The following is a 22,808-nucleotide window of genomic DNA, read 5'->3' as shown; positions in this document are numbered from 1 at the left end:
CCCGTCGTTCGGGTGCGAAATTCTCTCGGATTCACGGGGACGACCGCTGGACCACCTCCTCGGGCGTCAGGGGCGCCTTGGGGTGGTGGGTCAGGCACATCGGGGTGTCCACCCGGACGAAGGGGAAGCCCTCCCCCGCCACGTAGAACTGGCCGCTGCCCAGCAGCCCGATGTCGGGCAGCCGGCCGCCCTTGGCCTCGGCGAGCTGCCGCGCCGCGTCGATCTGCGTCGGGGCGTTGAGCAGGCCGAAGAACTGGGTGGTGGCGTTGCCGGAGACCTGGTTGTGCAGGCCCTTCGGGGCCTGGGTGGCGAAGACCAGCCCGAGGCCGTACTTGCGGGCCTGCGAGGCGAGCGCGATCGTGCTGGCCGTGCAGGCGGTGTTCCCGCTCGACGGGGCGAGGGTCTGCGCCTCGTCCATGACGAGCAGGCCGCCCAGCGGCCGGTCCCCGGCGGGATGCCGCCGCACCCACGCGAACAGCGCCATCTGCAACTGGTTGACGAAGCTCTGCCGCTCCTGGTCGGAGGTGAGCCCGACGAAGCTGACCACCGACACCCGGGCCCGTCGGCCCGGCGCGGGGGTGAGCAGCAGACCGGGATCGGCCGGGGCGCCCGCGCCGCCGAAGAGCGGGTCGGTGACCATCGCCGCCTTGAGCGCCTCGGCCAACTCCAGGGCCAGCTTGTCGGCGCGGGCGAGCCGGCTCACCCCATCGGGCAGGTCGGTGAGGAACTCGGTGAACCCCGGCAGGCCCACCATGCCGGTCCGGGCGTACGCCAGCAGCGCCTCGGTCAGCACCGCCTTGCCCTGCTGGGCGAGTCGGGTCGACCGGTCCACCCCGGCGCGGGGTGCGAGGGCCTCCACCGCCGAACGGATCGCCTGGTCGAACTCGTCGGGCGAGTCGTGCACCGGCGTGAAGTCCGGCAGCGGCTGGAAGCTCAGCGGCCGGCCGGCGGTGACCCGGGGCGTCCAGACCACGACCTCGGTGTGGTCAAGGTAGTCCCGGGCCCGCTCCTCGTCGCCCGGCCCCCAGCCGGCCGGCGGCTGCGGCCACGGGTCGCCCAGCCGGGCCAGGTCGTTGTTCGGGTCGAGCACGATCGAGGAGACGCCCTGCCGGGCGCACTCCTCGACCAGGCGGCGGATCAGCACCGTCTTGCCCGACCCCGAGCCGGCGAAGACCACCGCGTGCCGGCGCAGCGACTCCAGGTCGAGCAGGAACGGCCGCCGCCCGTCGGCGGTATGCCCCAGCCGGACGACCGCCGCAGGGTCCGCCGCCGGCCCGTCGTGCGCGGCCCGCTGTCCCGGCGTCGCGTCCCCGCCCGGCGAGGACGCGGCGGCCGAAGCGGGCCCGGACGCGGCAGGCTCGGCGGCGGCCGTGGTGGTCTCGGGCTCGGGCTTGGGCTCGGGCGCGGGCTCCAAGGCCGGGGCCGGGGCGGGGGTGCCGAGCATCGTGCGGAACAGCGCCGTGCCGCTCGCCGGCCGACGGGCGACCAGCCACTCCTGGTAGGCCGCATCGGGCTCCCGGGCCAGCTCCCGCAGCGCGGCGAAGACCCGCAGGTCGTCCTCCGCCACGGCGCACCGCACCCCGCCGGCCGCGTCGAACTCCGCCAGCACCTGGGCGGTACGGGAACCGGTGGGCCAGGGGCCGTTGCGCAACAGCACCAGCCGCCGCTGCGGGTACTGCCGGTCCAGCCCCGCCAGCGTGCAGGCCGCCCGGACCCGTGCGATCGTGGCGACCGCGTTCGGGTGGGCGAGCCCCCGGAAGCACCAGTGCGCCTCGTTCTCGGTGGCCTCGTCCAGCACCTCGACGAGGCGGCCGTGCAGCGCCGGCTTGCGGCCCGGAGGCGGGTCGTGCTTGTACGTCGCCCCGGTCGGGGCCTGCTCGGCAATCCACGCGGCGAGCCCGGCGGCGAGCAGCGGCGGCAGGTGGACGTCCTCGGTGCGGTGGTCGAGCGCGGGCCCGACGTCGGCCGCCGCCACCAGTCGGGCGAACCGCTCGTCCAGCGGGCGCAGGTCCGCGACCCCGGCCGGGGCGGGCACGGGCGTGGGCGGGGCGTCCCCGCCGTCGACGAGCCGCTCCAGCAGGGTCACCTCGTCGGCGTCACGGCACCGGGCGACGTGCTGGTCCACCTTGCGCAGCAGGGCGCGCGGAGTGAGGTTCGGGGCGTCGGCGAAGGCGTCGGCGCTGATCGGCCAGGTCGGGTGGGGCGGGGTGAACCGCCGCTCGCGGAACACTGCGGCGAACCGTTTCGCCACGATGGCCCGCCCGATCTCCGGCGTGGGAATGCGGTCGGGCAGCAGGGACACCCGGAACCGGTCCGCCACGGAGGTCGGCGCGCTGCGGGTCAGCAGCTCCCAGGTGTCCGGCAGGCAGGACACGACGAGCAGCGTCCGGCGGGTGACGTCGCGCAGGGTCAGCAGGCCGTCGGCGATCGGCCCGAACGCGCTCGCGTGGGCGTCGTCCAGCTCGGCGCGGGGGTCGAACATGGATGTGGTGGTCTGGGCTAGAAGCGTGTCGAGCTGGTCGACGGCGATCACCGTCGGGTCCAGCGTGAGCGCCATCAGCCGGGAGACGTCCTGCACGATCTGCTGCGGGGTCCGTACCCCGTGGGTCAGCCCCCACTCCGCCCGCCCCGCCGGGTCGCCCGGCTCGCTGATCAGGTGGGCGTAGCCGATGTCCTGGTCGTCGAACTCCCGGGAGCCGTGCAGCACGAGCGCCCGGGCGGTGTCCTGGCAGTCCCGGCCCACCTCGCGGTGATGGGTCCGCAGCGCGCGGACGAAGGTGTCCAGGTGCTCGCGGGTGAGCGCGCGGGCGCCGGCCACCGCGTCCCGCACCTCGGCGGGGATGCCGAGCTGCGAGGTGAGCCGGCGCAGGAACTTGCGGAGCTGGGTGTCCCAGCCGCCGGAGGCCCGGCCCATCCCCTCGACCATCGCCAGGGCGACGCTCGACCAGAAGGTCCGGCCGCTGACCATGTTGACCAGGAAGAAGTAGCCGCCGTCGTGCTGGATGCGCTCCCGCACCGCGCCGAGCAGGTGGGTCTTTCCGGAGCCGGCCCGCCCCTGCATGGCCACGCCGAGGGGGCGGCTGGTGTCGTCGGTGCGGGCGCGGGCCACCCCGCGCAGGATCTCGGCGGCGACCCGCTCGTGCAGCTCCGGCACGTCGTACGGGGAGGGGCGCCACACGTCGTCGGGGGTGACCGCCGGGTGGAAGGTCAGCGCCTCCAGCGCGGCGCGCTCGTCGTCAGGGATCATGCCGCCCCGATCGACAGGGTGTGGCTGTCCTCGTCGCCGATGCGCACCGCCGCCGCCCGGTCCCGCGCGGTCAGCGACTTGGTGTTGGCGACCGGGATGATCCGGACGCCGTCCTGCCGGACCAGCGCCCGCAGCGCGTCGTCCACCGCCGCGCGATCGGTGCCGTCGAGACGGTCGCGCAGGTCGGCGAGGCCGACCCAGGCGCCGGGCGTCGGGGCCAGCTCCCGGTACGCGGCCCGGACCAGCTCGGCGACCTCACCGCCACCGGCGGTCGGGGGCGCGGCCTCGGCGGTCGGGGTCGCGCCGCCCTCCGCCGCCGGGGCCGGCTCGGCGGCCGTCCGGGTGAAGAAGTCGGCGTGGCTGACCCGCAGCCGCTCCAGCGCCCGGTCCAGGTTCCCGAGCAGGGTGAACAGGGAGCGGCTGGCCGACCCGCCCGCCCTGGGCGGGGTGCCGCGGTGCAGCCGGCGCGCCACCCGCCAGCCCTCGTCCGTCAGCTCGTGGGAGAACGGGCGGTGGCTGCGGTCGGTCTCCACCAGGCCGAGCTTGACCAGCTTCTCGTTGTCCTTGCCGGTGAGCGCGAAGCCGGCCAGTTCCCGCAGCTCGGCGTTGGTCAGCTCCCGCGCCTCCACCATCAGCACGACGAGCGCGTTGATCTGGTTGGGGGTCAGGTTCGGCAGGTCGGCGGTGCCGCTCGACATCGGTGTCTCAGTCTCCTGTCAGGGGTGCGCGCCGGCCGTGCGTCGCCGGGCCAGCAGGTCCCGGATGCTCCGGAGCACGGCCTGGACGTCGGTCAGCACCTGTTCGTTGGTGAACCGGAGCACGTCGAGCCCGAGGAGCTGGAGCTGCACGTCGCGCCGCCGGTCGTCGGCGAACATCATGGCTCCCCGATGCTCCGGGCCGTCCACCTCGACCGCAAGTCCCTCCACCGTCCAGAGGAGATCCACCCGGTACGGCCGGGCGAGCAGGTGCCACTCGTAGGTGTGGTTCCAGCGGCGGCCCCGGGCCCAGTCGTGTGGGGCGAGGGCCCGCTCCAGGGCCTGCTCGGCCGGGCTGTCCGGGCGGGGCGCGCCGGCCAACGGCGGAAACGACAGCCCCGTTGCGGCGGGGCTGTCGGAAACCCGACTGGCGGCCCCGGCCAGCTCGGCGAGGGGCGTCGGCAACCGGACCGGCACGGGGCGGACCCGGTCCGTGGCCGCAGCGAGCGGACCGACGATCCAGACCGCGCACCGGCCGTGCTGCACCAGCCACTCGGCCGCCGCCACCAGCACCCGCCCGTCGCCGGGAGCGGCGTCCGTCGGCGCCTGCGCGAGCAGCACGAGGTCGTCGCGGCCGTACGCCTCGGCGAGCACCCGGGTCAGCCCGGCGGCGCGTACCTCGACGGGGAAGCGCGGACGGCGGCGCCGCCGTCCGCCCCCGCGCGCACCGCCTGCACCGCCCCCACCCGCGCTGGCGTCCCCGGCCGCGCCCTCGGCGCCGGCGGCGGCCCGGTCGCGGAGCGCCCTCTCGGCCAGGTCGGCGACGAACGGTCCGAAGTGGTCGGAGCGGGCCGCGAGCCGGCCGGCGATCCCCCGGACGGCCGCCACAGCGGGCGGGCCGCCGCCCTCCAGCCGACCGGCGTCGGGCAGCCAGCGGGGGAAGAGCGCGAGGGCGGCCTCCTCCAGTTGGTCAAGGAGGGCGGCGACCAGGGCGGCGAGGGAGAGCCCGCGCTCGGGACGGTGGGCGAGCACGGCCGGCGCGGTCGGCGGCAGCGGGTCGAGCGCCAGCCGGAGCAGTTCGGGGTCGGCGTCCACGAGGTGACTGACCCGGTGCGGCGGCACGGCGGCCCACCAGTCCGCACCGGCCCCGTCACGCATGGTCGGGCACCCTACCGGCCCGCCGGGCCGGCCGCCGTCCCTCCCGCCCCGTCAGTCGGCGGCGGCCAGGGCCGTCACCGGCCCCACCCGGGCCGCCCGGCGAGCCGGGAGCAGGCCGGCGAGCGCCGTCGCCGCCGCGAGGGCCAGCACCACCAGGGCGAGCCGCCCGGCCGGGAACTCGACGGGCGCGCCCGCCCCGAGCGCCGCGACGGTCAGCCACCCGTACGGCAGGGCCAGCAGCAGGCCCAGGGTCGCGCCGACGACGCCGTACAGCCCCGCCTCGACCGTGAGCGTCGCCGCGAGCCGACGCCGGGACATCCCGACGGCGCGCAGCAGGCCCGACTCCCGGGTGCGCTCCACCACGGAAAGCGCCGTGGTGGTGCCGACGCCGACCACGGCCACGACGACGGTGAGGGCCAGCAGCGACAGCAGCACGGCCGTGACGGCCCGCAGGTCGCCGGCCAGGTCGTCGCGGTCGTCGGCGGTCACCTCGATCCCGACCCCGGGGCCACCGGCGGCGCGCAGCGCCGCCACCGCCGCGGAGCGGGCCCGCCCGCCGTCGCCCGCCACGTCGGCCAGCAGGCCGGTCGGGGCGGCCGGCACGCCGAGCCGGTCCAGGTCGGCCGGGGCCAGCAGCAGGCCCGCGCCGACGGGCGTGTTCGCCATCGTCGCGGCGACCCGCAGCAGCACCACCCGTCCCGGCCCGGCGTCGGCGAGGCTGCCCGCGCTCGCGCCGAAGTCCGCGCGGGTGGCCAGCGCCCGCAGGTCCAGGTCGACCGCGGCGAGGCCCTCGACGGCGACGCCGGCGACCCGCACGTCGGGGCTGGCGCGGTAGGGCACCACCCGGTCCAGCCCGGCGTCGGCGCGGGCCCGCTCCACCAGCCCGGCCGGCAGCGGCCCGTCGCCGGGGGCCGACACGGCGATGTCGGCCGGGTGGGCGTCGGGCGTCAGCCGCAGCTCGACCTGGCGGAGCCCGTCGTGACCGGCGAGCCGGGCGGCGAACGCCTCCGTCGTGTAGCCGGCCGCCCCCGGGTCGTCTGGGGCGGCCACGACGCCGACGACGGTCAGCGGGACCGACCGGGCCGGATCGGCGCCCGCCGTGACCCGCAGGGTGCCGCCGACGGCCAGCCCGAGCCGCTCCACGGTGCGCCGCGTGACGGCGATCTCGTCCGCCGCGCCCGGGTACCGGCCCCGGGTGACGCGGACCGTGGCGAGCGGGCCCGTGCCGGGGTCCGCGTACACGGACAGCCCGCCCGTCCCGCCCGCGAACCCGTAGAAGGCGTCCGTGCGGCCCACCGCCTCGGCGACGCCGGGCACCCGGCGGGCGGCGTCCAGGGTCCGGGTGGTGACGTCCCCGGAGACGACCAGGTCGGCCGCCGCGGGCGTGCCGCTGAGGCCGGCGAGCAGGGTCCGCTCGGTGACCTGGTGCGCCAGCACCGTACCGAACACGACGAACGCCGCGACGGCCATCGCGAGGCCCGTGAGCAGCGTCCGGGCGGGGCGGCGGGCGGCGTCGGCGAGCTGGGAGCGCAGCACTTCCCCGCGCCGGCTCACCGGGCCACCGCCAGGTCGTGCAGGGCGGCGGCGACCGCGTCACGGCCGGGCCGGTCCAGGTCGCCGGCGAGCCGGCCGTCCGCGAGCAGCACGACCCGGTCGGCGTACGCGGCGGCCCCCGGATCGTGGGTGACCATGACCACGGTCTGCCCGAGGGTACGGACGCAGTCGCGCAGCAGCCCGAGCACCTCCGCCCCCGAGCGGGAGTCCAGGTTGCCGGTCGGCTCGTCGGCGAAGACGACCTCGGGGCGGGACACCAGCGCCCGGGCGAGCGCGACGCGCTGCTGCTGGCCGCCGGAGAGCTCGACGGGGCGGTGGGTCAGCCGGTCGCCGATGCCGAGCGCCCCCACCAGCCCGTCGAGCAGCACCGGGTCGACCTTCCGGCCGGCGAGGTCGAGCGGCAGGGTGATGTTCTGCGCCGCCGTGAGCTGGGGCAGCAGGTTGAACGCCTGGAAGACGAAGCCGATCCGCTCCCGGCGCACCCTGGTGAGCACCCGGTCGGGCTGGCGGGTGAGGTCGGTGCCACCGAGCAGCGCCTGACCGGAGGTGGCCGTGTCGAGGCCGGCGAGACAGTGCATCAGGGTGGACTTGCCGGAGCCGGACGGGCCCATGATCGCCGTGAACGCCGCCCGGCGGAAGCCGACGGTGACGCCGTCCAGGGCGCGTACCGCCGTCTCCCCCCTGCCGTACACCTTGACCAGGTCGACCGCCGCGACGGCCGGCGCGGGGTCGGGATGCTTCGTCATCTTGCCTCCACCTCTCACGGGACGCGGCAGAGCCTGGCGGGGCGGAGCCCGGCGGCGCATCCACCCCGGGTCGGGTCCGCCGCCGCCCGGTCCGCCTTTCGGCAGATCCGCCCCGGGCGGCCCCTTGGCTACCGTGAAGTGCGATGACAGGAGAGTTGAGCCCCGGATGGCGGCGCGCCGGGCAGGCCGCCGCCCTGGTCGGCATGGCCCTGCTCGGGCTGGTCGACGTCACGGGCGGACGGGTGTTCCTCCTCGGCGGCGGCATCGCGCTGCCGGCCGCGCTGGCGCAGGTCGCCCTGGCGGTCGCCACGGCGGCGGTGTGGCTGCCCGCCCACCGGCAGGGCTCGCCTCGCCTGGCGCTCGCGGCCGGGGCGGTGGCGACGTGGTCGCTGGCGACGACGGCGGCGTACGCGTACCTGCGGCACAGCGCCGGCCTCGACGGCCTGGTGCCGCTGCGCGGATCGGATTCGCTCTGGGGGTTGGCGGAGTCGTGCGGGCTGCTCGGGATCGTCTTCGTGGCCGCCCGGCGGGCGGCACCCCGGGCCGCGCCCGCCGTGGTCGCCGTCACCGGCCTCGCCGTGGCCGCGCTGCCGTTGCGGGCCGACACCGGAGCCGTCCACCTCATCGTCGGCATGGCGTACGCGCTGCTCGCGGCGGGGACCGCCGCCGCCGGCATGTACCTGCGGCTGGCGGAGACAGCCCGCCGGCGGCAACTCGCGGCGGTCCGCGCCGAGCAGCGCGCCGAGTTCGCCCGGGACCTGCACGACTTCATCGCCCACCACGTCACGGGCATCGTGGTGCAGGCGCAGGGCGCCCGGTACGTCGCCGAGCGGGACCCCGGGCGGGCCGTGGCCGCGCTGGAGCAGATCGAACGGGCCGGCGCGCAGACCATGACGGCGATGCGGCGGATGGTCGGCGTGCTGCGCGACGGGGACGCCCCGGTCGCGCCCCTGGCCGGGGCGGCCGACCTGCCGGAGCTGGTGGACGCCTTCCGCGCCGCCGGCCCGGTCGGGGCCCGGCTGCGCGTCGACGGGCCGCTCGACGACCTGCCGATCGAGGTGACGTCCTCGGCGTACCGGATCGTGATGGAGGCCCTGACGAACGTCCGGCAGCACGCCGCCGGGGCGCGGCGGGTGGACGTGCGCCTCGGTCGCACCCCGGAGGGGCTGCTGGTGCGGGTGAGCGACGACGGCCCCGGGCGGGGCGGAGGCCGAGGGGGCTTCGGGCTGGCCGGGCTGGCGGAGCGGGTGGGCGCGCTCGGCGGCACGCTGCACGCCGGCCCCGGCGACGGCGGCGGATGGGTCGTGGAGGCGAGGCTGCCGCTTTCCGGCGGGGTGCCGGTGAACGGGGAGGTCGGCCGGTGATCCGGGTGCTGGTGGCCGACGACCAGGCCATGGTGCGCACCGGCTTCGGGATGATCATCGGCGCGCAGCCGGACATGGAGCTGGTCGGGGAGGCGGGCGACGGCGTGGAGGCGGTGGCGCTGGCCCGGCGGCTGCGCCCCGACGTCGTCCTGCTGGACATCCGGATGCCGAGGCTGAACGGGCTGGAGGCGCTGCGCCAGCTCGCCGGCCCCGGCGTCGCGGACCCGTTCCGGGTGGTCGTGGTGACCACCTTCGACCTGGACGAGTACGTGCACACCGCGCTGCGCACCGGCGCGTGCGGGTTCCTGCTCAAGGACTCCGGGCCCGCGCTGCTGGTCGAGGCGGTGCGCGCCGCCGTCGCCGGGGACGCCCTGATCAGCCCGTCGATCACCGTACGGCTGCTCGAGCACCTGAACCCGCCGACGGCGGCCCGCCCTGCGGAGACCGGGCTGTCACCCCGGGAGCTGGACGTGGTGCGGCTGGTGGCGCGGGGCGCCACGAACGCCGAGATCGCCGCGAGGCTCTTCATCACCGTGGGCACGGTGAAGACCCACCTGGGCAGCGTGCAGGCGAAACTCGACGCCCGCAACCGGGTGGAGATCGCCGCGTGGGCGTGGGAGCGCCGCCTGGTGAGCTGACCCCCCGCTCACCGTCACCCGTCGACCGGGGCCGTGCACGTCACCGGCTCGCCCGGAGTGCCGGTCACCCGGGCCACCTCCCGGCCCTCGACGACGATGCGGCAGACCAGCGCGCCGTCCGACGGCGTCGCCGCCAGCGTCGTCCGGCCGCGTTCGACCACGAGCGTCCGCCCCCACGGCAGCGGGGCGGCCTCCTGGGCGCTGGCCTCGGTCGGCCTCCCGTCGCCGCCCTCGGCCGGCACCGTGATCACCGGTCGGACGGTCGTCCCGGTCGCGCCCGTCAACTCGTACCGGACCTCGAGCGGCCCGGCGTCGGCGCAGGCGGAGGTCAGCAGCAGGATCGCGCCCAGGAACAGGGGCACGGGCAGGGCACGTTTCACCGGTCACTCCTCGCCGTCGCGGCCGGCCACCCGGTCGGGCGCGGCTCGTCGGCGCCCACGCTCCCACCGGTATCCGGTCGACCACCTCCCCCGGCCGACGGAACCGGGCCCGGCGGAGTCCGCCGTTCGGCGGAGGGACCGGCCCCACTGCTGCCGAAACTGGAAGGTCGCGGCCGAGGGCAAGGAATGGGTCAGGGCCCGGTATCGAATTCCGGGCCGCCGCCCACGGGCCCACCTCGGCCAATGCTGGCCGATGCTGTTGAATCGGCTGCGTGGCGAAGACCTTGAAGATCACCACTCGGAACGCCAGTTTCCAACAGTGGCAGGCGTTGCTGGTCAACCGCACGAAACGCCAGCGCCTGGGCGAGTTCCTGGTGCAGGGAGTGCGGCCGATCACCCTGGCCCTCGAACAGGGCTGGGAGATCCGCGCCCTGCTCTATCCGGACGGGCGGAATCTGTCCCGGTGGTGCCGGGATCTCCTCGACCGGGCCGCCGCCACCCGCGTGGCTCTCGCGCCCGAGTTGATGCACGAACTCGGCGGCAAGGAGGAGGAGTCACCGGAACTGCTGGCGGTGGTGGGGCAGCCCGAGGACGACCTGGGTCGGCTACCGGTCGGGCCGAAGATGCTGGTCGTGGTCTTCGACCGCCCGAAGACGCCGGGCAACGTCGGCACCCTGATCCGCTCCGCGGACGCCTTCGGGGCCTCCGGCGTCGTCGTCACCGGCCACGCGGCCGACCCCTACGACCCGAAGGCGGTACGGGCCAGCACGGGTTCGTTGTTCGCCGTTCCGGTCGTGCGGGTCGCCAGCCACCGGGACGTTCTCGACTGGGTGGCCGCGCTGCGTGCGCGCGGCCTTTCCCGGCTTCAGATCGTCGGCACGGACGAGCACGGTGATTCGGATGTCGCGGACCACGACCTGACCGGCCCGACCCTTCTTCTCGTCGGCAACGAGACGCACGGCCTCAGCGCGGGCTGGCAGGAGGCGAGTGACCGGACGGTGCGAATCCCCATCGTCGGCGCCGCCAGTTCCTTGAACGCGGCGGCGGCCGGAACTGTCGTGCTGTACGAGGCGGCGCGGCAGAGAGCCAATTCCTGATCCGCGACGCACCGCCCCGTGCGTTCTTGGGGAGAAATCGGGCCCTTAGCATGTCCGCGTAGTCCTGAAGAACACCAATGGCGGAGGCGAACATGGGCAGCAAGGTCCTGATAATCGGCGCTCCAACCGATGACCTGCACGAGCGGCGGTTGAAGGCGGTGACCGCCGCGTGCGAGAGGCTCGGCGCGCTCGCCGACTCCCCGGCCCCGGCGGGTTCCGCCCCCGCCGTGGACCTGCTGCGCGCCCTGGCAGCCGCGGGCAGGATCGCGGTGAGCGCCGAGGACGAGGAGGTGGGGCCCTGGACGCTGTCCTACGTACCCTCGCCGGGCGCGCTGTCGGCGGTGGCCACGGGGTCCGCGCCGTCCTGGGGCGCGCGGGTGGACGGCAAGCAGCAGAAGGCCCTGCGGCGGGCCCCGGGGGCGGTCTTCCGCCTGCCGTTCGTCGACGCCGCGACGGGCGCGGCGAGCGGCGGCGCGATCAGCACCTTCACCACCGACTGGTCGCCGTTCACGGCGGCCTGCGCCGTCGTGGTGCACCCGGACCACGAGGCGCTCGCGGGGTCGGAGGTGCGGCGGCGGCCGTACTTCAGTGGCCTCTTCGTGCGCCACCCGCTGCACGGCGACCTGCTTCCGGTCTGGGTCGCGGACTGGGCCAAGCCCGAGTTCGGCACGGGCGCGGTCATCGTCAACCCGGCGCACTCGGCCGCCGACCTGGAGTTCGCCCGCGCCGTCGGGCTTCCGGTCCGCTTCGGCCTCGGCGAACACGAGCCCAGCGCCGACCCGGCGAGTTGGCTGACGCCGCCGGTCATCAAGACCGGGGCGGCGGTGCGGGCGGGCCGGCACGACGGCCTGAGCCACGAGCAGACGCTCCAGGCGTACCTGGAGGAACTGCTGGCGGCCGGCCACGCCGACCGGACCGAGTCGGTCTCGCTCGGCCGGGCGCCGCTGGCCGTGCTGAGCGCCGACCCCGCCGGGGAGGTGCGCTGGTCGCCGGCGCTGCGGGCGCGCAGCCTCACGGAGGGAGCGGGGGCGTTGTCGGCGTCGCTGCGGGTCACGCCGCTGCTGACGGCGGCGAGCGGGTACGCGGTGGGAGCGGCGACGCTGGTCAGCTCCGCCGAGGCGGTCACGGGCGACCTGCTGTGGCTGCGCCTGCTGGCGCTCGACCTGGGGATCGAGCACCCGCCGGCCCTGGTGCTGCCGGTGGCCCGCGTCGGCTCGGCGCAGGGCGTGGAGCCGCAGTGGCTGGACGGCGCGCTGCTCGTGGCGGGCCGTCCGGATGAGACGGTGTCGGTGAAGGCCCAGGTCGGCGAGCAGATCGAGCGGATCGCCAAGGATCACGCGGCGGCGGTCGCCGGGTCGGCGGAGCCGGAGGGCGCACCATCCAAGGCGGCCGAGCAGATCCTCGCGGCGCTCGCCGCCGCCGACTTCCCCGGCGCCTTCAAGGCGGTCGGCGCGACGGCGAAGACCGTCCGCCGTGGCGGCGCGGTCGGCGAGTCCGAGCGGACCGCGTTCCTGGCGGCCCTCTTCGTGCTCCTCGGCCTTCCGCTGCCCGAGGGCTTCTCCACCACGGCACTCCAGACAGCGCTCACCCGGTAGGTGCCAGGCGGGGGCGGAACTGTCCGCCCCCGCACCCGTCCCGCCGGCCGTCCCGCCCAGAGCCACGCCCCGCACGGGCCACGCGCACCCCGGGCCGCACCGCGCCCCACCGCCCCGGGCCATATCGCGCCACGCCCCGCCCCGCCGCGCGGGCCACAATGCGTAGGCCGTCCCTTTTCGCACCGCGCCGGCCGGCACGTCGATCCCCGTCGCGAGGGGCAAAACGGCCAAACCGAAACGGACCGGCGACAATCAAAACGCACCGGCACACCGGCGTTTAGGCAAGATGGCAACAAGGTTTTGCCAAGCTCGCGCCGCAAGACTACAGCCGTGCGCATTTCCTGGCAGGCGCGGATACCACGAACAACCCTTTCCGGCCGCCGATGAGGCCACGAGGACGCTCCGATTCACATTGACTGTCATAGCCGGTAATCCGTGGGGCAACGGTGCGACCCGCGAAGTTCCGGCCGTCTAAGTTCGGAGAGTGAGCATGCCCGCAGCACAGTCCCTAATGGTTGACGTGCTCGACACAACCCTGCGCGAGGGGTCGTACGTCGTCGATTTCCAACTCGACGAGAAATTCGTCGTCGACCTGCTCAACCGCATGGACGACACGCCGGTGACGAAAATTGAGATCGGCCACGGCGTCGGCTTCGAGGCCGAGCGGATCGGCATCCGGCCCTGCAACATCGACATCAGGAGATGGTGCGAGATCGCCCGCGCGGAGCTGTCCTCCTCGCAGTGGGGCATGTTCGCGCAGCCCGAGTTCAGCCGGCTGGAGACCCTGCGCGAGTTGTGCGACCAGGGCATGTCCTTCGTGCGCATCGGGATGTCGGCCGAGCAGGTCCAGGCGAACCTCGGCTACATCAAGCGCGCCACCGAGATGTGCGAGCAGGTCTACCTCAACCTCATGAAGTCGAGCGCCACCCCCGCCAACCGAATACCCAGCCTCCTGGACGGCATTCCCGACAACATCGCGGGGCTCTACGTCGTCGATTCCTACGGCTCCATGCTCCCCAGCGACATCGGCCGCTACATCGCCGCCGCGAAGGAATGCTGCCCCGTGGTCGGATTCCACGGCCACGACAATCTCGGAATGGCGAACGCCAACAGCATGGCCGCCCTGGATTCGGGCGCAGCCATCATCGACGGCACGTTGGCGGGAATTGGTCGGGGCGCCGGCAACGCCGAGACCGAATCGTTGGCGGGCATTCTGAGCATGGTCGGCGACGACGTCTACTCCTATCAGGAGCTGGCCCGGCTCGCCGAATTCTGCCGCAGCAGCCTGGACGCGCTCCCCGACAACCGGAACCTCCAGGTCCTCGGCGGCGTGATCGGCGTTCACTCCGGTTTCTTCCCACTCATCGAGGAGCTCTGCGCGGAGCATTTCCTCGACCCGGGGCACCTGATGCGGGCCGCCGTCGAGCTGGCCGAGCACAGCGTCGGCAAGGACGACATCCGGGCGGCGGCGCAGCTCCTCGTCCGGACCGGGGCAGTGACCGGCACCCCCATGGCAGCGCTTCTTGGAGGAACGAAGTGAGATTCGCCCGACGTCAGACGCCCACCGGCCACGAGATCCTCGTCGGTCACGACGGGGGCTGGACGCCGCTGTCGGACATCGAGGGGTTCCCCGCGTCGAGCCGACTCGTCGACCTGCTCGACGACTCCCGGCTGCAGGAGCTGGCCCGCCTGCTCGATCGCCCGCCGGCCCTCGCGGCGGCCGACCTGCGGCTCGACGAGGCCCCGACCGTCATCGACGCCGGTGACATCTGGGGCGCGGGCCTGAACTACCACAACCACTCCCGGGACCTGGACGCCGAGCAGCCCGTCTCCGGGCCCGGGTCGTACCTGCGGCCGAGGAGCTGCCTCATCGACAACGGCGGGCGCATCGAGCTGCCGACGCAGAGCAAGCGGGTGACCGCCGAGGCCGAACTCGGCCTGGTCATCGGCAAGGAGTGCAAGAACGTGCCGCGCGCCTCCTGGCGTTCGGTCGTCGCCGGGGTCACCGCCGTGCTGGACATGACCGCGGAGGACGTCATCCGCGAGAACCCCCGGTACATCCCCTGGGCCAAGGGGTTCGACACGTTCTGCAGCGTCGGGCCGCAGGTGGTGACCCTGGACGAGTTCGACGACGTGACCCTGAAGTCGATCCGGGTGTCGACCGTCCGCAACGGGGAGGTCGTCGCCACCGCGCTGACCTCCGACATGAAGTACGACCTGGGCTACCTCGTCGAATACTTCACGGCGGGCCGGACCATCGCCCCCGGCACGGTGATCTGCACGGGCACCCCCGGTGCCGGCGTCATCCGCTCCGGCGACTCGATCGAGTCGGTCGTCGAGGGCGTCGGCACTCTCTCCCACACCGTCGCCTGAGGGCTGGTGAACCGTCCATGAGCGACTTCTCCGTAGTCTCCGACATCGACCGGGCCGTGCGCGCGCACGCCGAGTGCGACGCCATCGACACCGGCAACGGTGTCATCAGCTACCGGCGGTTCGGCGAGCACGTCGCCGACTTCGCCGCGCGGCTGGAGGCGAGCACCGCGCCCGGTGAGTTCATCGGGATCGAGGCGACCCGGGACGCCGGTTCGATCATCGCGATGATCGGCGCGCTGAAGGCCGGCCGCCCGTTCCTGTTCATCGACCCACGCGACACCGCCTCGTACTCGACCAAGGTCGGCCTGCTCGGCATCACGACCCTCGCCCGGACCCCGACGGGCGCCCACGCGCCGATGCTCGGCGAGGTGCCGGCCCAGTGGCGCGGCGACGCGGGCGCGCAGGCCGCGCCGGCGCTGCCCGGGGCCGACGCGGACCGGGTCGGCTACGCGATCTACACGTCGGGCTCGACGGGCGAGCCGAAGTGCGTGCTGGTGCGCGGCGAACCGCTGGCGCGGGTGATCCGCGACCACGTCGAGCGGCTGGCGATGGACCCGACGTGCCGCACGCTCCAGTTCGCGCGGCTGACCTTCGACGGGTGCGTCACCGAGATCCTGTGGACGCTCACCTCCGGCGCGTGCCTCGTGGTCCTGCCCGAGGAGCACCTCGCCCCCGGGCCGGTGCTGCGGAGCACGCTGGAGCGGTTCCGCGTCACCCACGTCAAGACCACGCCGTTCGCCCTGACGGCGACCACGCCGAGCGAGGCGATGAGCCTGCGCCACGTGATCAACGGCGGGGGCGCGTGCCGGCAGGCGGTGCTGCGGAAGTGGTCGTCGGTCGCGGTGTTCCACAACGCGTACGGGACCACCGAGACCACGATCTGCAACTTCCTCAGTGACGGGCTCGACCCGGACGACTGCGCCGACTCGATCCCGCTCGGCGGGTTCGTCGGGGAGGGCGACTACCGGATCGCGCCGCTGGCCGACGCGGCGGGGCCGGAGGCGGCGGGGTCGGGGTCGGTCGACGCCCGGGGGGAGATGGTGTTCACCGGCGACTGCGTGGCCCTGGGCTACCTGACGCCGCACGGCATCCAACGCTTCCTCGACGACGGCGGCGACCGGGTCTACCACACCGGCGACATCGTCGAGCGCCGCGACGGGCAGGTCTTCTACGTCGAGCGGCTGGACCGGCAGATGAAGGTCCGCGGCTACCGGCTCGACCCCGGCGAGATCGAGAGCGCCGCCTGTCGCCTCGACGGGGTCGACGAGGCGGTGGTGACCGCCGAGTCGCACGACGACCACGCCTCCGACGCGGACGCCCTGGTCTGCTACTACCTGGGCGCGGCCCCGGCCCGCGACGTCCGCGCCCACCTGGAGACGGCCCTCGACTCCTACAAGGTCCCGTCGGTGATCCAGCAGGTCGACGAGATGCCCTACACCCGCAACGGCAAGGTCGACCGGGACGCGCTGCGGGCGAGCCGGCAGCGCAGGGCGCCGGTGGCCGTGGCCGACTCCCCCGTCGACCGGGTGCTCGACGCGGTGCGGCAGCTCACCGGCACCGACGACGTCGGCCTCGACGACAACTTCTACGAGGTCGGCGGCGACTCGGCCTCCACGGTGCTGCTGGTCGGCACGCTGAAGGAGCTCGGCTGGATGGACGTCGGGGTGCGGGACGTGCTGCGCGCGGAGAACCTGAAGGCCCTCGTGGCCCAACTGCCGGACCGGGGTGCGTGACCCATGTGCGGTGTGTGTGGCACCTTCGCCCCGGACGGGCGCATCGACCGCGGCATCCCGGCCGCGATGCACTCCCAGTTGGTCCATCGCGGGCCCGACGAGACGTACTCGCTGAACACCGCGACGATCGCCGCGAAGCTCGGCCGGCTCGGCATGACCGGCCTGGTGGACGGGTGGCAGCCGGCCGAGGAGCGCGGCGGGCGCTACGTGGCCATGACCAACGGCGAGATCTACAACGCGCGGGAGCTGCGGTCCCGGGTGGGCCAGGACCGGCAGGGCAACGGCGTCGACGTCTCGGTGATCCCGGAACTCGTCGCCCGGTACGGCGTCGACGGGCTCGGCCTGGTGGACGGGCAGTTCGCCACCGTCGTCCTCGACCGGGCCGAGAACGCGCTGTACCTGGCCCGGGACCGGTTCGGCATCTGCCCGCTGTACTACACGGTCGTCGGCACGACGGTTCACTTCTGCTCGGAGATCAAGCCCCTCGTGCGGTGCGTCGACCGCGCCTGGAAGCTGAACATGGGCGCGGTCGACCAGTACTTCTCGCTGGGCAACGTCGTCGCCCCCCAGACCCTCGTGGCGGGGGTGATGGCCGTCCCGCCCGGATGCGCCGTGCGGTTCGGCGACGGCGAGCCGGAGACGCTGCGCTACTGGCGCTACGGCGAGTTCGACGAGGGCGCGGAGCCGGTCTCCGCCGAGGCGCTCCGCGAGGGGCTGCGGCAGTCCACGCGCGACCGCCTTTCGGCGGACGTGGAGATCGGGGCGTACCTCAGCGGCGGTTTCGACTCCACGGCGATCGTCATGGAGTCGGCCGCGCTGCTCGACCGGCCCGTGCGGACGTTCTCCGTGGTCTTCGACGAGCGGAACCTGGACGAGGGCCGGTTCCAGACCGAGGTGGCCGAGCTGGTCGGGAGCAAGCACGAGCGCATCCGGTGCCGGCAGAGCGACGTCACGTCGCGGTTCGAGCGCATGGTGCGGCACTGCTGCTATCCGCAGCGCGAGACGTACAACGTGGCGGCCATGATGCTCTCCGACGCCGTGCGGGCCGCCGGGATCAAGGGCGTCGTCTCCGGGGAGGGCGCCGACGAGCTCTTCTTCGGGTACGACTCCTACGCCTTCGACAGCGCGGCCAGGTCCAGTCGCAGCTCCCGGGAGGAGAACGAGCAGGCCTGGGGGCGGGCGGACTTCGGCTGGGAGGTCGACTGGCGCAGGGTGGACCGACGCCGGGACGCCTACCTCACCGCGACCGCCCGGGAGGCGATCTCCGGCAACGAGTTCTGGCGCTCGCGGCTGGTCCCCTTCACCGACGAGGAGACACAGCGGCTCTCGCCGATGCAACTGCGCTCGATCGCCGACGTGTACGTCCAGATGTGCGGGCACCTCCTCGGCGACCACGGCGACTCGATGGTGATGGCGAACTCGATCGAGGGGCGGTACCCCTTCCTCGGCAACCCGGTGGTCTCCCTCGCCCTGCGCGTGCCCGACAGCGCCAAGGTGGTCGACTTCGAGGGCAAGGCGTGCCTGCGGACGGCCTACGAGGGGATCGTCCCCGAGTCGGTCCTGCGGCGCGGCAAGCACGGGTTCACCGCGTACGACCTGCGTGCGGGCATGGACGCGCGGACGTGGGCCGGTTGGCGGGAGCTGGTCGCCGCCTCGGGCGTCTTCGCCGAGGACTGCCTCGACGCGGACCCGCGCACCACCCAGTCGGAGAAGTGGGACTTCCGGCTCAGCGTCATCAGCATCGCCATGATCATGGACGAACTGGGGCTGCGGCTGTGAACCCCGCGCCGGGCCGGGCCGCCGGGGAAACCCGCACGCCGTCGGGCCCCGACATCGTCGCGTTCCCCGGGGCCGGCTCGTTCGGCGGGGAGCTCAAGACGGTGGTCCAGGAGTTCGAGCCGTCGGCGCGGCTGCTCCACTACCCGGGCCGGTTCGGGCGGGACTTCGGCCGGGGGGCCGGGTCGTTCGACGCGGTCGTGGAGCACTGCCTCGCCCTCCTGGCCCGCCGCGAGCCGCGCCGGCCCGTGCTCGTCGGGCACAGCTTCGGCGCGTACGTCGCGTACGCCGTGGCCGCCCGCCTGGAGGAGCGCGGCGCGGAGGTGGCCGCGCTGGTGGTCGTCGGCGCGACCGCCCCGAGCCTGCTCACGGTGCCCGAGTCGGTCACGACGAGCCGGTCGGACCTCGTCGCCTACCTGGCGGACCTCGCCCCGGACGCCGACGTCTCCGACGAGTGGCGGGAGGCGACCCTCGACCTGGCCATGCAGGACCTCCGGGTGCTGCGCGAGTTCGCCGCGGCGGAGCACGGGCGGCTGCGCTGCCCGATCCACGCCGCCCGTGGCGACCGGGACCGGCTCGCGTCGACGGACGGGATCGGCGCGTGGGGGTCGGTCACCCTCGCCGCGCACACCCACCGGGTCTTCGCGGGCGACCACTCCGACGTCCTGCACGGTGCCGAGTTCCTCTCCTGGCTGCGGGAGATCAGCGTCGGCGCCGACGCGGAACGTGTTTGAGCCAGTAATCCAGAAAGGAACACTCATGCCCTCTGTCGTGCTGGACGAGTTGCGCAAGGCGCTGCCGGAGCAGGATGTGCCGGCGGTCGAGCGTTGCGCCACGGACCTCTACAACGCCCTGCCCCGGCCGGACGAGCTGGGGAAGAACATCGTGATGGTCGCCTACGGCGGCGGCAAGGACAGCGCGTACGCGGTGGCGTTCGTGCGCGCCGTGCACCTGGCGCTCGCCGAGCGGCACGGCGAGACGTTCCAGCTCCGCATCGTGACCATGCGGCACGGCGGGATGCCGTACCAGGTGATGTTGAACATCGACCGGACCTACCGGGCGCTGGGCGTCTACGACGACCCGCACACCGAGCTGCTGCTGCTGGAGGGCGACCAGGTCCGCCCGTTCGAGCGGGACCGCGCCATGCCGTACAAGCTGCTGGAGTTCAACCGGACGGACATGCTGATGTCCGGCCACCGGGCCTACGGCGACGGGCGGGCGACGTTCTGCAACGCCTGCAACCTCAACGTGGCGAACTCCTTCGGCGTCGCCGCCCGGCACGGCGACGGCGTGGATCTGATCATCACCGGCGACTCCCCGCGCGAGCAGCGGGACTACGCCCTGTGGATCCGCAAGCTGGCCCGGAAGGCGGGCCAGAAGCCCGCCGACAGCGGGAAGGGGTTCAAGGGCACGCTGGAGACGCTCAACGGGCTCGCGCAGGCGTACTTCCAGGAGATCCACGGCACCGAGAACGTGGAGCGCATCCAGGAGCGCGGCGTGACGTCGGACGTGCCGGTCGGGTTGCAGTTCTTCTCGATCTACGACTACACGAGCTACGCCTCGGGGGCGCACTGGCAGCTCCTGACGGGCCACCTCGGCTTCGTCTTCGACGAGATCGCGTTCAACTTCACCGAGTCCGACTGCGCCAACCCCGCCCTCATGGCCCACCTGCGGGGGCTGCGGACCGAGCGCGCGTACAAGCGCTCCTACGCCGAGGGCATCGGCCAGTACGTCGACTTCGCCCTGGGCCTGATGGAGCGCAAGCACTTCCCGCAGCACCTGATCGACGAGATGCGCGAGCGCTACCGCACCGACGCCGGCGTCGAGACGATGCGGAAGGTGGCCGCCCAGTACGCGGAGGACGCGTTCGGGCTGAACGAGACGCAGATGGTCTGCATGGTCTACTCCCCCTTCGCCGGGCGCGCGGCCAACCTGCACGAGTTCCTGGCCGGGGAGCACCCGGAGCTGGTCCAGGACGAGGAGCGCATCCGCGCGGTCCTGGCCGGCGCGGAGGACGGTGAGCTGGCGGCGCGGCTGGAGCGGATCAGCGGGCTGAGCATCACCGACCTGCGCGTCCTGCACGACGGCCCGCTCTGGTCGCCCAGCACGGACGTCTCGGTGCAGGCGCCGGTCCTCCAGCAGGTGATGTCCACCGACCCGCACCAGAAGGTGATCACCGCGAAGTACAACCGCGAGGGAGACGAGATCCTCGACCGGGTCGCCGGCCGCTAGCCCCGGCCGGTCGTCGGATCGACTTCACGCGGGCGCAGCCGTCACCGGGTGCGCCCGCGCCCGCACGTCCCTGAGGGAGACATCTGATGGATCTTGGTCTTTCCGGCCGCACCGCGCTGGTCTGCGGGTCTACCGGGGGCCTCGGCGAGGCGATCGCCCGGGCCCTGGCCGAGGAGGGCGCGAACACGGTGGTCTGCGGTCGCCGGGCCGGCCGGGCCAAGGAGATCGCCGCGAGCCTCCCCCGCGCCGTCGGGGTCGACGTGGACCTCCTCGACGACAGCGGCCCGGCCGACCTGTACGCCGCGACGGTGGCCGCCTTCGGCCCGCCGGACATCCTCGTCCTCAACGGGCCCGGCCCCCGGCCGGCGCCGGCCACGGAGATCGACGCCGCCGACGTGGAGGGCGCGCTCGGGGCCCTCGTGCTCCAGCACGTCCGGCTGGTCTCGCTCGCGCTGCCGGCCATGCGGGCGGCCGGCTGGGGCCGCATCCTGGCCGTCGGCTCCAGCGGCGTCGTCGCCCCCCTGCCCAACCTCGCGCTGTCGAACCTCGGCCGGGCCGCGCTCGCCGGCTACCTGAAGACGCTGGCCGCCGAGGTCGCCGCCGACGGCGTCACGGTGAACCTGCTGCTGCCGGGCCGGATCAGGACCGACCGGACGGCGGCGGTCGACGCCGCGAACGCCCAGCGCTCGGGTCGCACGGTCGCCGAGGTCGAGCGGGCGTCGACGGCCACCATCCCGGCCGGCCGCTACGGGCGTCCCGAGGAGTTCGCCGCCGCCGCCGCGTTCCTGTGCGGCGCTCCGGCCTCCTACGTCACGGGCGTGGCGCTGCGCTGCGACGGCGGGCTGGTCCGCGGCCTCTAGTGCAGCAACGGCGGTGGTTCATGGATAGCCGAGCATCCGAGCGCTCCTGGGGCCGGGGCTCGTCGCTGTCTGGGCGCGCTCACGCTCATGCAGACAGGATGACCGCGACACTCGCGATCACTATATGAGTTCGAGTATTCACCATCTGCACACACGCCTCTCGCGAGAATGTATTTCTCCACGTCGCTTCCCCTCCGTAAGGGTGTCCACCCGCAACCGCCACCGGTATGGCGGCTGCGGCGGCCCGTCTCCGGGAGGAAGCATGTCCACACGTCTGAGGCAACGCGCACGACGATCCGCCCTCACCCTGCTCACCGGCGCCACCCTGGCGGTGCTGGTGTCGGCCACCTCGGCCACCGCGGCACCGCTCGACGGCCAGTCCGGCAACCGTGGCGGGACCGGCACGACCGCCCTCGCCGACGTCTGGATGAAGGACCACGCCGACGACGTCGGCCTCCAGCCGCACTCCATCTTCAACTTCTGGGAGAGCCCGGACATCAAGGTCTGCCCCACCGCCGTCGAGTGCAACGAGAGTCAGCAACCCGTCGTCAACCAGCCCGCCTACATCTTCGTCACGCTGCGCAACCCCGGCCCGTACGCCGGCCCGGTGGTGGAGCACGGCCGCATCGAGGTCTGGGGATCTCCGTCGGCCAGCGGCTCGGCATGGCCGGGCGACTGGACCCGGATCGGGTGGCAGTCGGTGCCGTCCTACCCGGGCACCACCAAGGTCACGATCCTCTGGCCCAAGGTTCCCGGGCCCGGGGGGCACTACTGCCTGATCGCCCGCTGGATCTCCCCCAACGACCCGCCGACCTTCGAGTCGCCCGACATCGGCGTGACCGTCCGCCACAACAACAACTTCGCACAGCGCAACATGGAGAGGGTGCGGACGATCCCCGCTGGCCCCTTCGTGGACGTGCCACACACCTTCGGTAACGCGCTGGCGACGGGAACCCGCAACAGCCTGCTCTTCAGTGCGGCCGGCGCACCGCTGAGCACCGCCGGCGGCCGGCTCGTGGCCGACCTCGGTTCGACCGTCTACGAGCGCTGGCTCGCCGGCGGCAAGGTGGGCAAGGGCGTCCGCGACCTCGGCCGCAACCAGATCGAGATCGTCGATCCCGGACAGGCCAGCCTGGACAACATCGCCCTCAACCCCAGGGAGAAGCTTGCCCTGACACTCCGCTTCAGCACCACGACGGTCACCAAGGAGACCATGACCGTACGGCTGGCCCAGATCGGCCCGAACAGCCTCGGCGAGGAGCGGGCGGTCCTCGGCGGCGTCAGCTACGACGTGACGGCGGGGCTGCCGTCCAGCTAGACGAACGGGCCCGCCGGCCGTCCCGGCCGGCGGGCCGATCAG

The 22,808-nt window shown here is 74.0% G+C and carries 18 protein-coding genes; 12 read left to right on the top strand and 6 right to left on the bottom strand.

The features are described from left to right. Positions 1 to 31: 31 nt before the first annotated feature. Genes LPU43_RS22655 through LPU43_RS22635 form a run of 5 tightly spaced genes read right to left on the bottom strand, consistent with a single transcriptional unit; the run spans position 32 to position 7,400 of the window. On the bottom strand, positions 32 to 3,247 hold the full coding sequence (locus tag LPU43_RS22655) for an ATP-binding protein (RefSeq protein ID WP_229402513.1): 3,216 nt from the start codon (positions 3,245 to 3,247) through the stop codon (positions 32 to 34). Continuing rightward, positions 3,244 to 3,945: a hypothetical protein gene (locus LPU43_RS22650; protein WP_229402512.1), complete on the bottom strand. Its 702-nt coding sequence runs from the start codon at positions 3,943 to 3,945 to the stop codon at positions 3,244 to 3,246. The genes LPU43_RS22655 and LPU43_RS22650 overlap by 4 nt, the downstream gene beginning before the upstream one ends. A gap of 18 nt (positions 3,946 to 3,963) precedes the next feature. Beyond that, positions 3,964 to 5,100, bottom strand: a complete 1,137-nt coding sequence (locus tag LPU43_RS22645; RefSeq protein ID WP_229402511.1) for an endonuclease domain-containing protein — start codon at positions 5,098 to 5,100, stop codon at positions 3,964 to 3,966. A 51-nt stretch (positions 5,101 to 5,151) separates the two neighbouring features. Then, the gene (locus tag LPU43_RS22640) at positions 5,152 to 6,654 is read right to left on the bottom strand and encodes an ABC transporter permease (RefSeq protein WP_229402510.1); all 1,503 of its coding nucleotides are present in this window, start codon (positions 6,652 to 6,654) and stop codon (positions 5,152 to 5,154) included. Then, positions 6,651 to 7,400, bottom strand: coding sequence for an ABC transporter ATP-binding protein (locus tag LPU43_RS22635; RefSeq protein ID WP_229402509.1), 750 nt, complete (start codon positions 7,398 to 7,400; stop codon positions 6,651 to 6,653). Before LPU43_RS22635 ends, LPU43_RS22640 begins: the two co-directional genes overlap by 4 nt. 143 nt (positions 7,401 to 7,543) lie before the next feature. Between LPU43_RS22635 and LPU43_RS22630 the strand changes: the two genes are divergently transcribed. Both LPU43_RS22630 and LPU43_RS22625 read left to right on the top strand, forming a co-directional pair. Continuing rightward, on the top strand, positions 7,544 to 8,764 hold the full coding sequence (locus LPU43_RS22630) for a sensor histidine kinase (RefSeq protein WP_229402508.1): 1,221 nt from the start codon (positions 7,544 to 7,546) through the stop codon (positions 8,762 to 8,764). Continuing rightward, positions 8,761 to 9,402 carry a response regulator gene (locus LPU43_RS22625; RefSeq protein ID WP_229402507.1) on the top strand — a complete coding sequence of 214 codons (642 nt, stop codon included), beginning with the start codon at positions 8,761 to 8,763 and terminating at the stop codon, positions 9,400 to 9,402. Before LPU43_RS22630 ends, LPU43_RS22625 begins: the two co-directional genes overlap by 4 nt. Before the next feature lie 14 nt (positions 9,403 to 9,416). Here LPU43_RS22625 and LPU43_RS22620 read toward each other — a convergent pair whose 3' ends face one another. Then, a complete protein-coding gene (locus LPU43_RS22620) occupies positions 9,417 to 9,782 on the bottom strand; it encodes a hypothetical protein (protein WP_229402506.1) in 366 nt (121 codons plus the stop codon). Positions 9,783 to 10,054: 272 nt separating this feature from the next. Here LPU43_RS22620 and LPU43_RS22615 point away from each other — a divergent pair, with 272 nt between their 5' ends. The 10 genes from LPU43_RS22615 to LPU43_RS22570 all read left to right on the top strand — a co-directional run bounded on the left by LPU43_RS22615 (position 10,055) and on the right by LPU43_RS22570 (position 22,766). After that, complete coding sequence (locus tag LPU43_RS22615; RefSeq protein WP_229402505.1) at positions 10,055 to 10,879, top strand: TrmH family RNA methyltransferase; 825 nt, start codon at positions 10,055 to 10,057, stop codon at positions 10,877 to 10,879. A 92-nt stretch (positions 10,880 to 10,971) separates the two neighbouring features. Beyond that, on the top strand, positions 10,972 to 12,474 hold the full coding sequence (locus LPU43_RS22610) for a hypothetical protein (RefSeq protein WP_229402504.1): 1,503 nt from the start codon (positions 10,972 to 10,974) through the stop codon (positions 12,472 to 12,474). A 511-nt stretch (positions 12,475 to 12,985) separates the two neighbouring features. After that, the gene (locus LPU43_RS22605) at positions 12,986 to 14,014 is read left to right on the top strand and encodes a hydroxymethylglutaryl-CoA lyase-like TIM-barrel protein (protein WP_229402503.1); all 1,029 of its coding nucleotides are present in this window, start codon (positions 12,986 to 12,988) and stop codon (positions 14,012 to 14,014) included. Beyond that, on the top strand, positions 14,011 to 14,847 hold the full coding sequence (locus tag LPU43_RS22600) for a fumarylacetoacetate hydrolase family protein (protein ID WP_229402502.1): 837 nt from the start codon (positions 14,011 to 14,013) through the stop codon (positions 14,845 to 14,847). The genes LPU43_RS22605 and LPU43_RS22600 overlap by 4 nt, the downstream gene beginning before the upstream one ends. Positions 14,848 to 14,864: 17 nt before the next feature. Continuing rightward, positions 14,865 to 16,580 (top strand): non-ribosomal peptide synthetase, encoded by a 1,716-nt coding sequence (locus tag LPU43_RS22595; RefSeq protein ID WP_229402501.1) that lies wholly within the window; start codon positions 14,865 to 14,867, stop codon positions 16,578 to 16,580. A 3-nt stretch (positions 16,581 to 16,583) separates the two neighbouring features. Continuing rightward, complete coding sequence (gene asnB / locus LPU43_RS22590) at positions 16,584 to 18,359, top strand: asparagine synthase (glutamine-hydrolyzing) (protein WP_229402500.1); 1,776 nt, start codon at positions 16,584 to 16,586, stop codon at positions 18,357 to 18,359. Beyond that, a complete protein-coding gene (locus LPU43_RS22585) occupies positions 18,356 to 19,090 on the top strand; it encodes a thioesterase II family protein (protein WP_229402499.1) in 735 nt (244 codons plus the stop codon). Before asnB ends, LPU43_RS22585 begins: the two co-directional genes overlap by 4 nt. A gap of 25 nt (positions 19,091 to 19,115) precedes the next feature. Then, a complete protein-coding gene (locus LPU43_RS22580) occupies positions 19,116 to 20,588 on the top strand; it encodes a hypothetical protein (RefSeq protein ID WP_229402498.1) in 1,473 nt (490 codons plus the stop codon). An 86-nt stretch (positions 20,589 to 20,674) separates the two neighbouring features. Next, positions 20,675 to 21,448, top strand: a complete 774-nt coding sequence (locus LPU43_RS22575; RefSeq protein WP_229402497.1) for an SDR family oxidoreductase — start codon at positions 20,675 to 20,677, stop codon at positions 21,446 to 21,448. A 262-nt stretch (positions 21,449 to 21,710) separates the two neighbouring features. After that, positions 21,711 to 22,766 (top strand): hypothetical protein, encoded by a 1,056-nt coding sequence (locus tag LPU43_RS22570; protein ID WP_229402496.1) that lies wholly within the window; start codon positions 21,711 to 21,713, stop codon positions 22,764 to 22,766. Positions 22,767 to 22,808 lie beyond the last annotated feature (42 nt).

The organism is Micromonospora okii, assembly GCF_020884795.1.
Classification (GTDB): domain Bacteria; phylum Actinomycetota; class Actinomycetes; order Mycobacteriales; family Micromonosporaceae; genus Micromonospora; species Micromonospora okii.
This window is presented reverse-complemented; position numbering and strand designations above follow the sequence as displayed.

Excerpts from the sequence above, each read along its gene's own strand:
- LPU43_RS22605 (WP_229402503.1), top strand. The coding sequence starts at position 12,986 with ATGGTTGACGTGCTCGACACAACCCTGCGCGAGGGGTCGTACGTCGTC.
- asnB (WP_229402500.1), top strand. The coding sequence starts at position 16,584 with ATGTGCGGTGTGTGTGGCACCTTCGCCCCGGACGGGCGCATCGACCGC.
- LPU43_RS22610 (WP_229402504.1), top strand. The coding sequence starts at position 10,972 with ATGGGCAGCAAGGTCCTGATAATCGGCGCTCCAACCGATGACCTGCAC.
- LPU43_RS22575 (WP_229402497.1), top strand. The coding sequence starts at position 20,675 with ATGGATCTTGGTCTTTCCGGCCGCACCGCGCTGGTCTGCGGGTCTACC.
- LPU43_RS22630 (WP_229402508.1), top strand. The coding sequence starts at position 7,544 with ATGACAGGAGAGTTGAGCCCCGGATGGCGGCGCGCCGGGCAGGCCGCC.
- LPU43_RS22595 (WP_229402501.1), top strand. The coding sequence starts at position 14,865 with ATGAGCGACTTCTCCGTAGTCTCCGACATCGACCGGGCCGTGCGCGCG.
- LPU43_RS22655 (WP_229402513.1), bottom strand. The coding sequence starts at position 3,247 with ATGATCCCTGACGACGAGCGCGCCGCGCTGGAGGCGCTGACCTTCCAC.
- LPU43_RS22570 (WP_229402496.1), top strand. The coding sequence starts at position 21,711 with ATGTCCACACGTCTGAGGCAACGCGCACGACGATCCGCCCTCACCCTG.
- LPU43_RS22635 (WP_229402509.1), bottom strand. The coding sequence starts at position 7,400 with ATGACGAAGCATCCCGACCCCGCGCCGGCCGTCGCGGCGGTCGACCTG.
- LPU43_RS22580 (WP_229402498.1), top strand. The coding sequence starts at position 19,116 with ATGCCCTCTGTCGTGCTGGACGAGTTGCGCAAGGCGCTGCCGGAGCAG.
- LPU43_RS22650 (WP_229402512.1), bottom strand. The coding sequence starts at position 3,945 with ATGTCGAGCGGCACCGCCGACCTGCCGAACCTGACCCCCAACCAGATC.
- LPU43_RS22645 (WP_229402511.1), bottom strand. The coding sequence starts at position 5,100 with ATGCGTGACGGGGCCGGTGCGGACTGGTGGGCCGCCGTGCCGCCGCAC.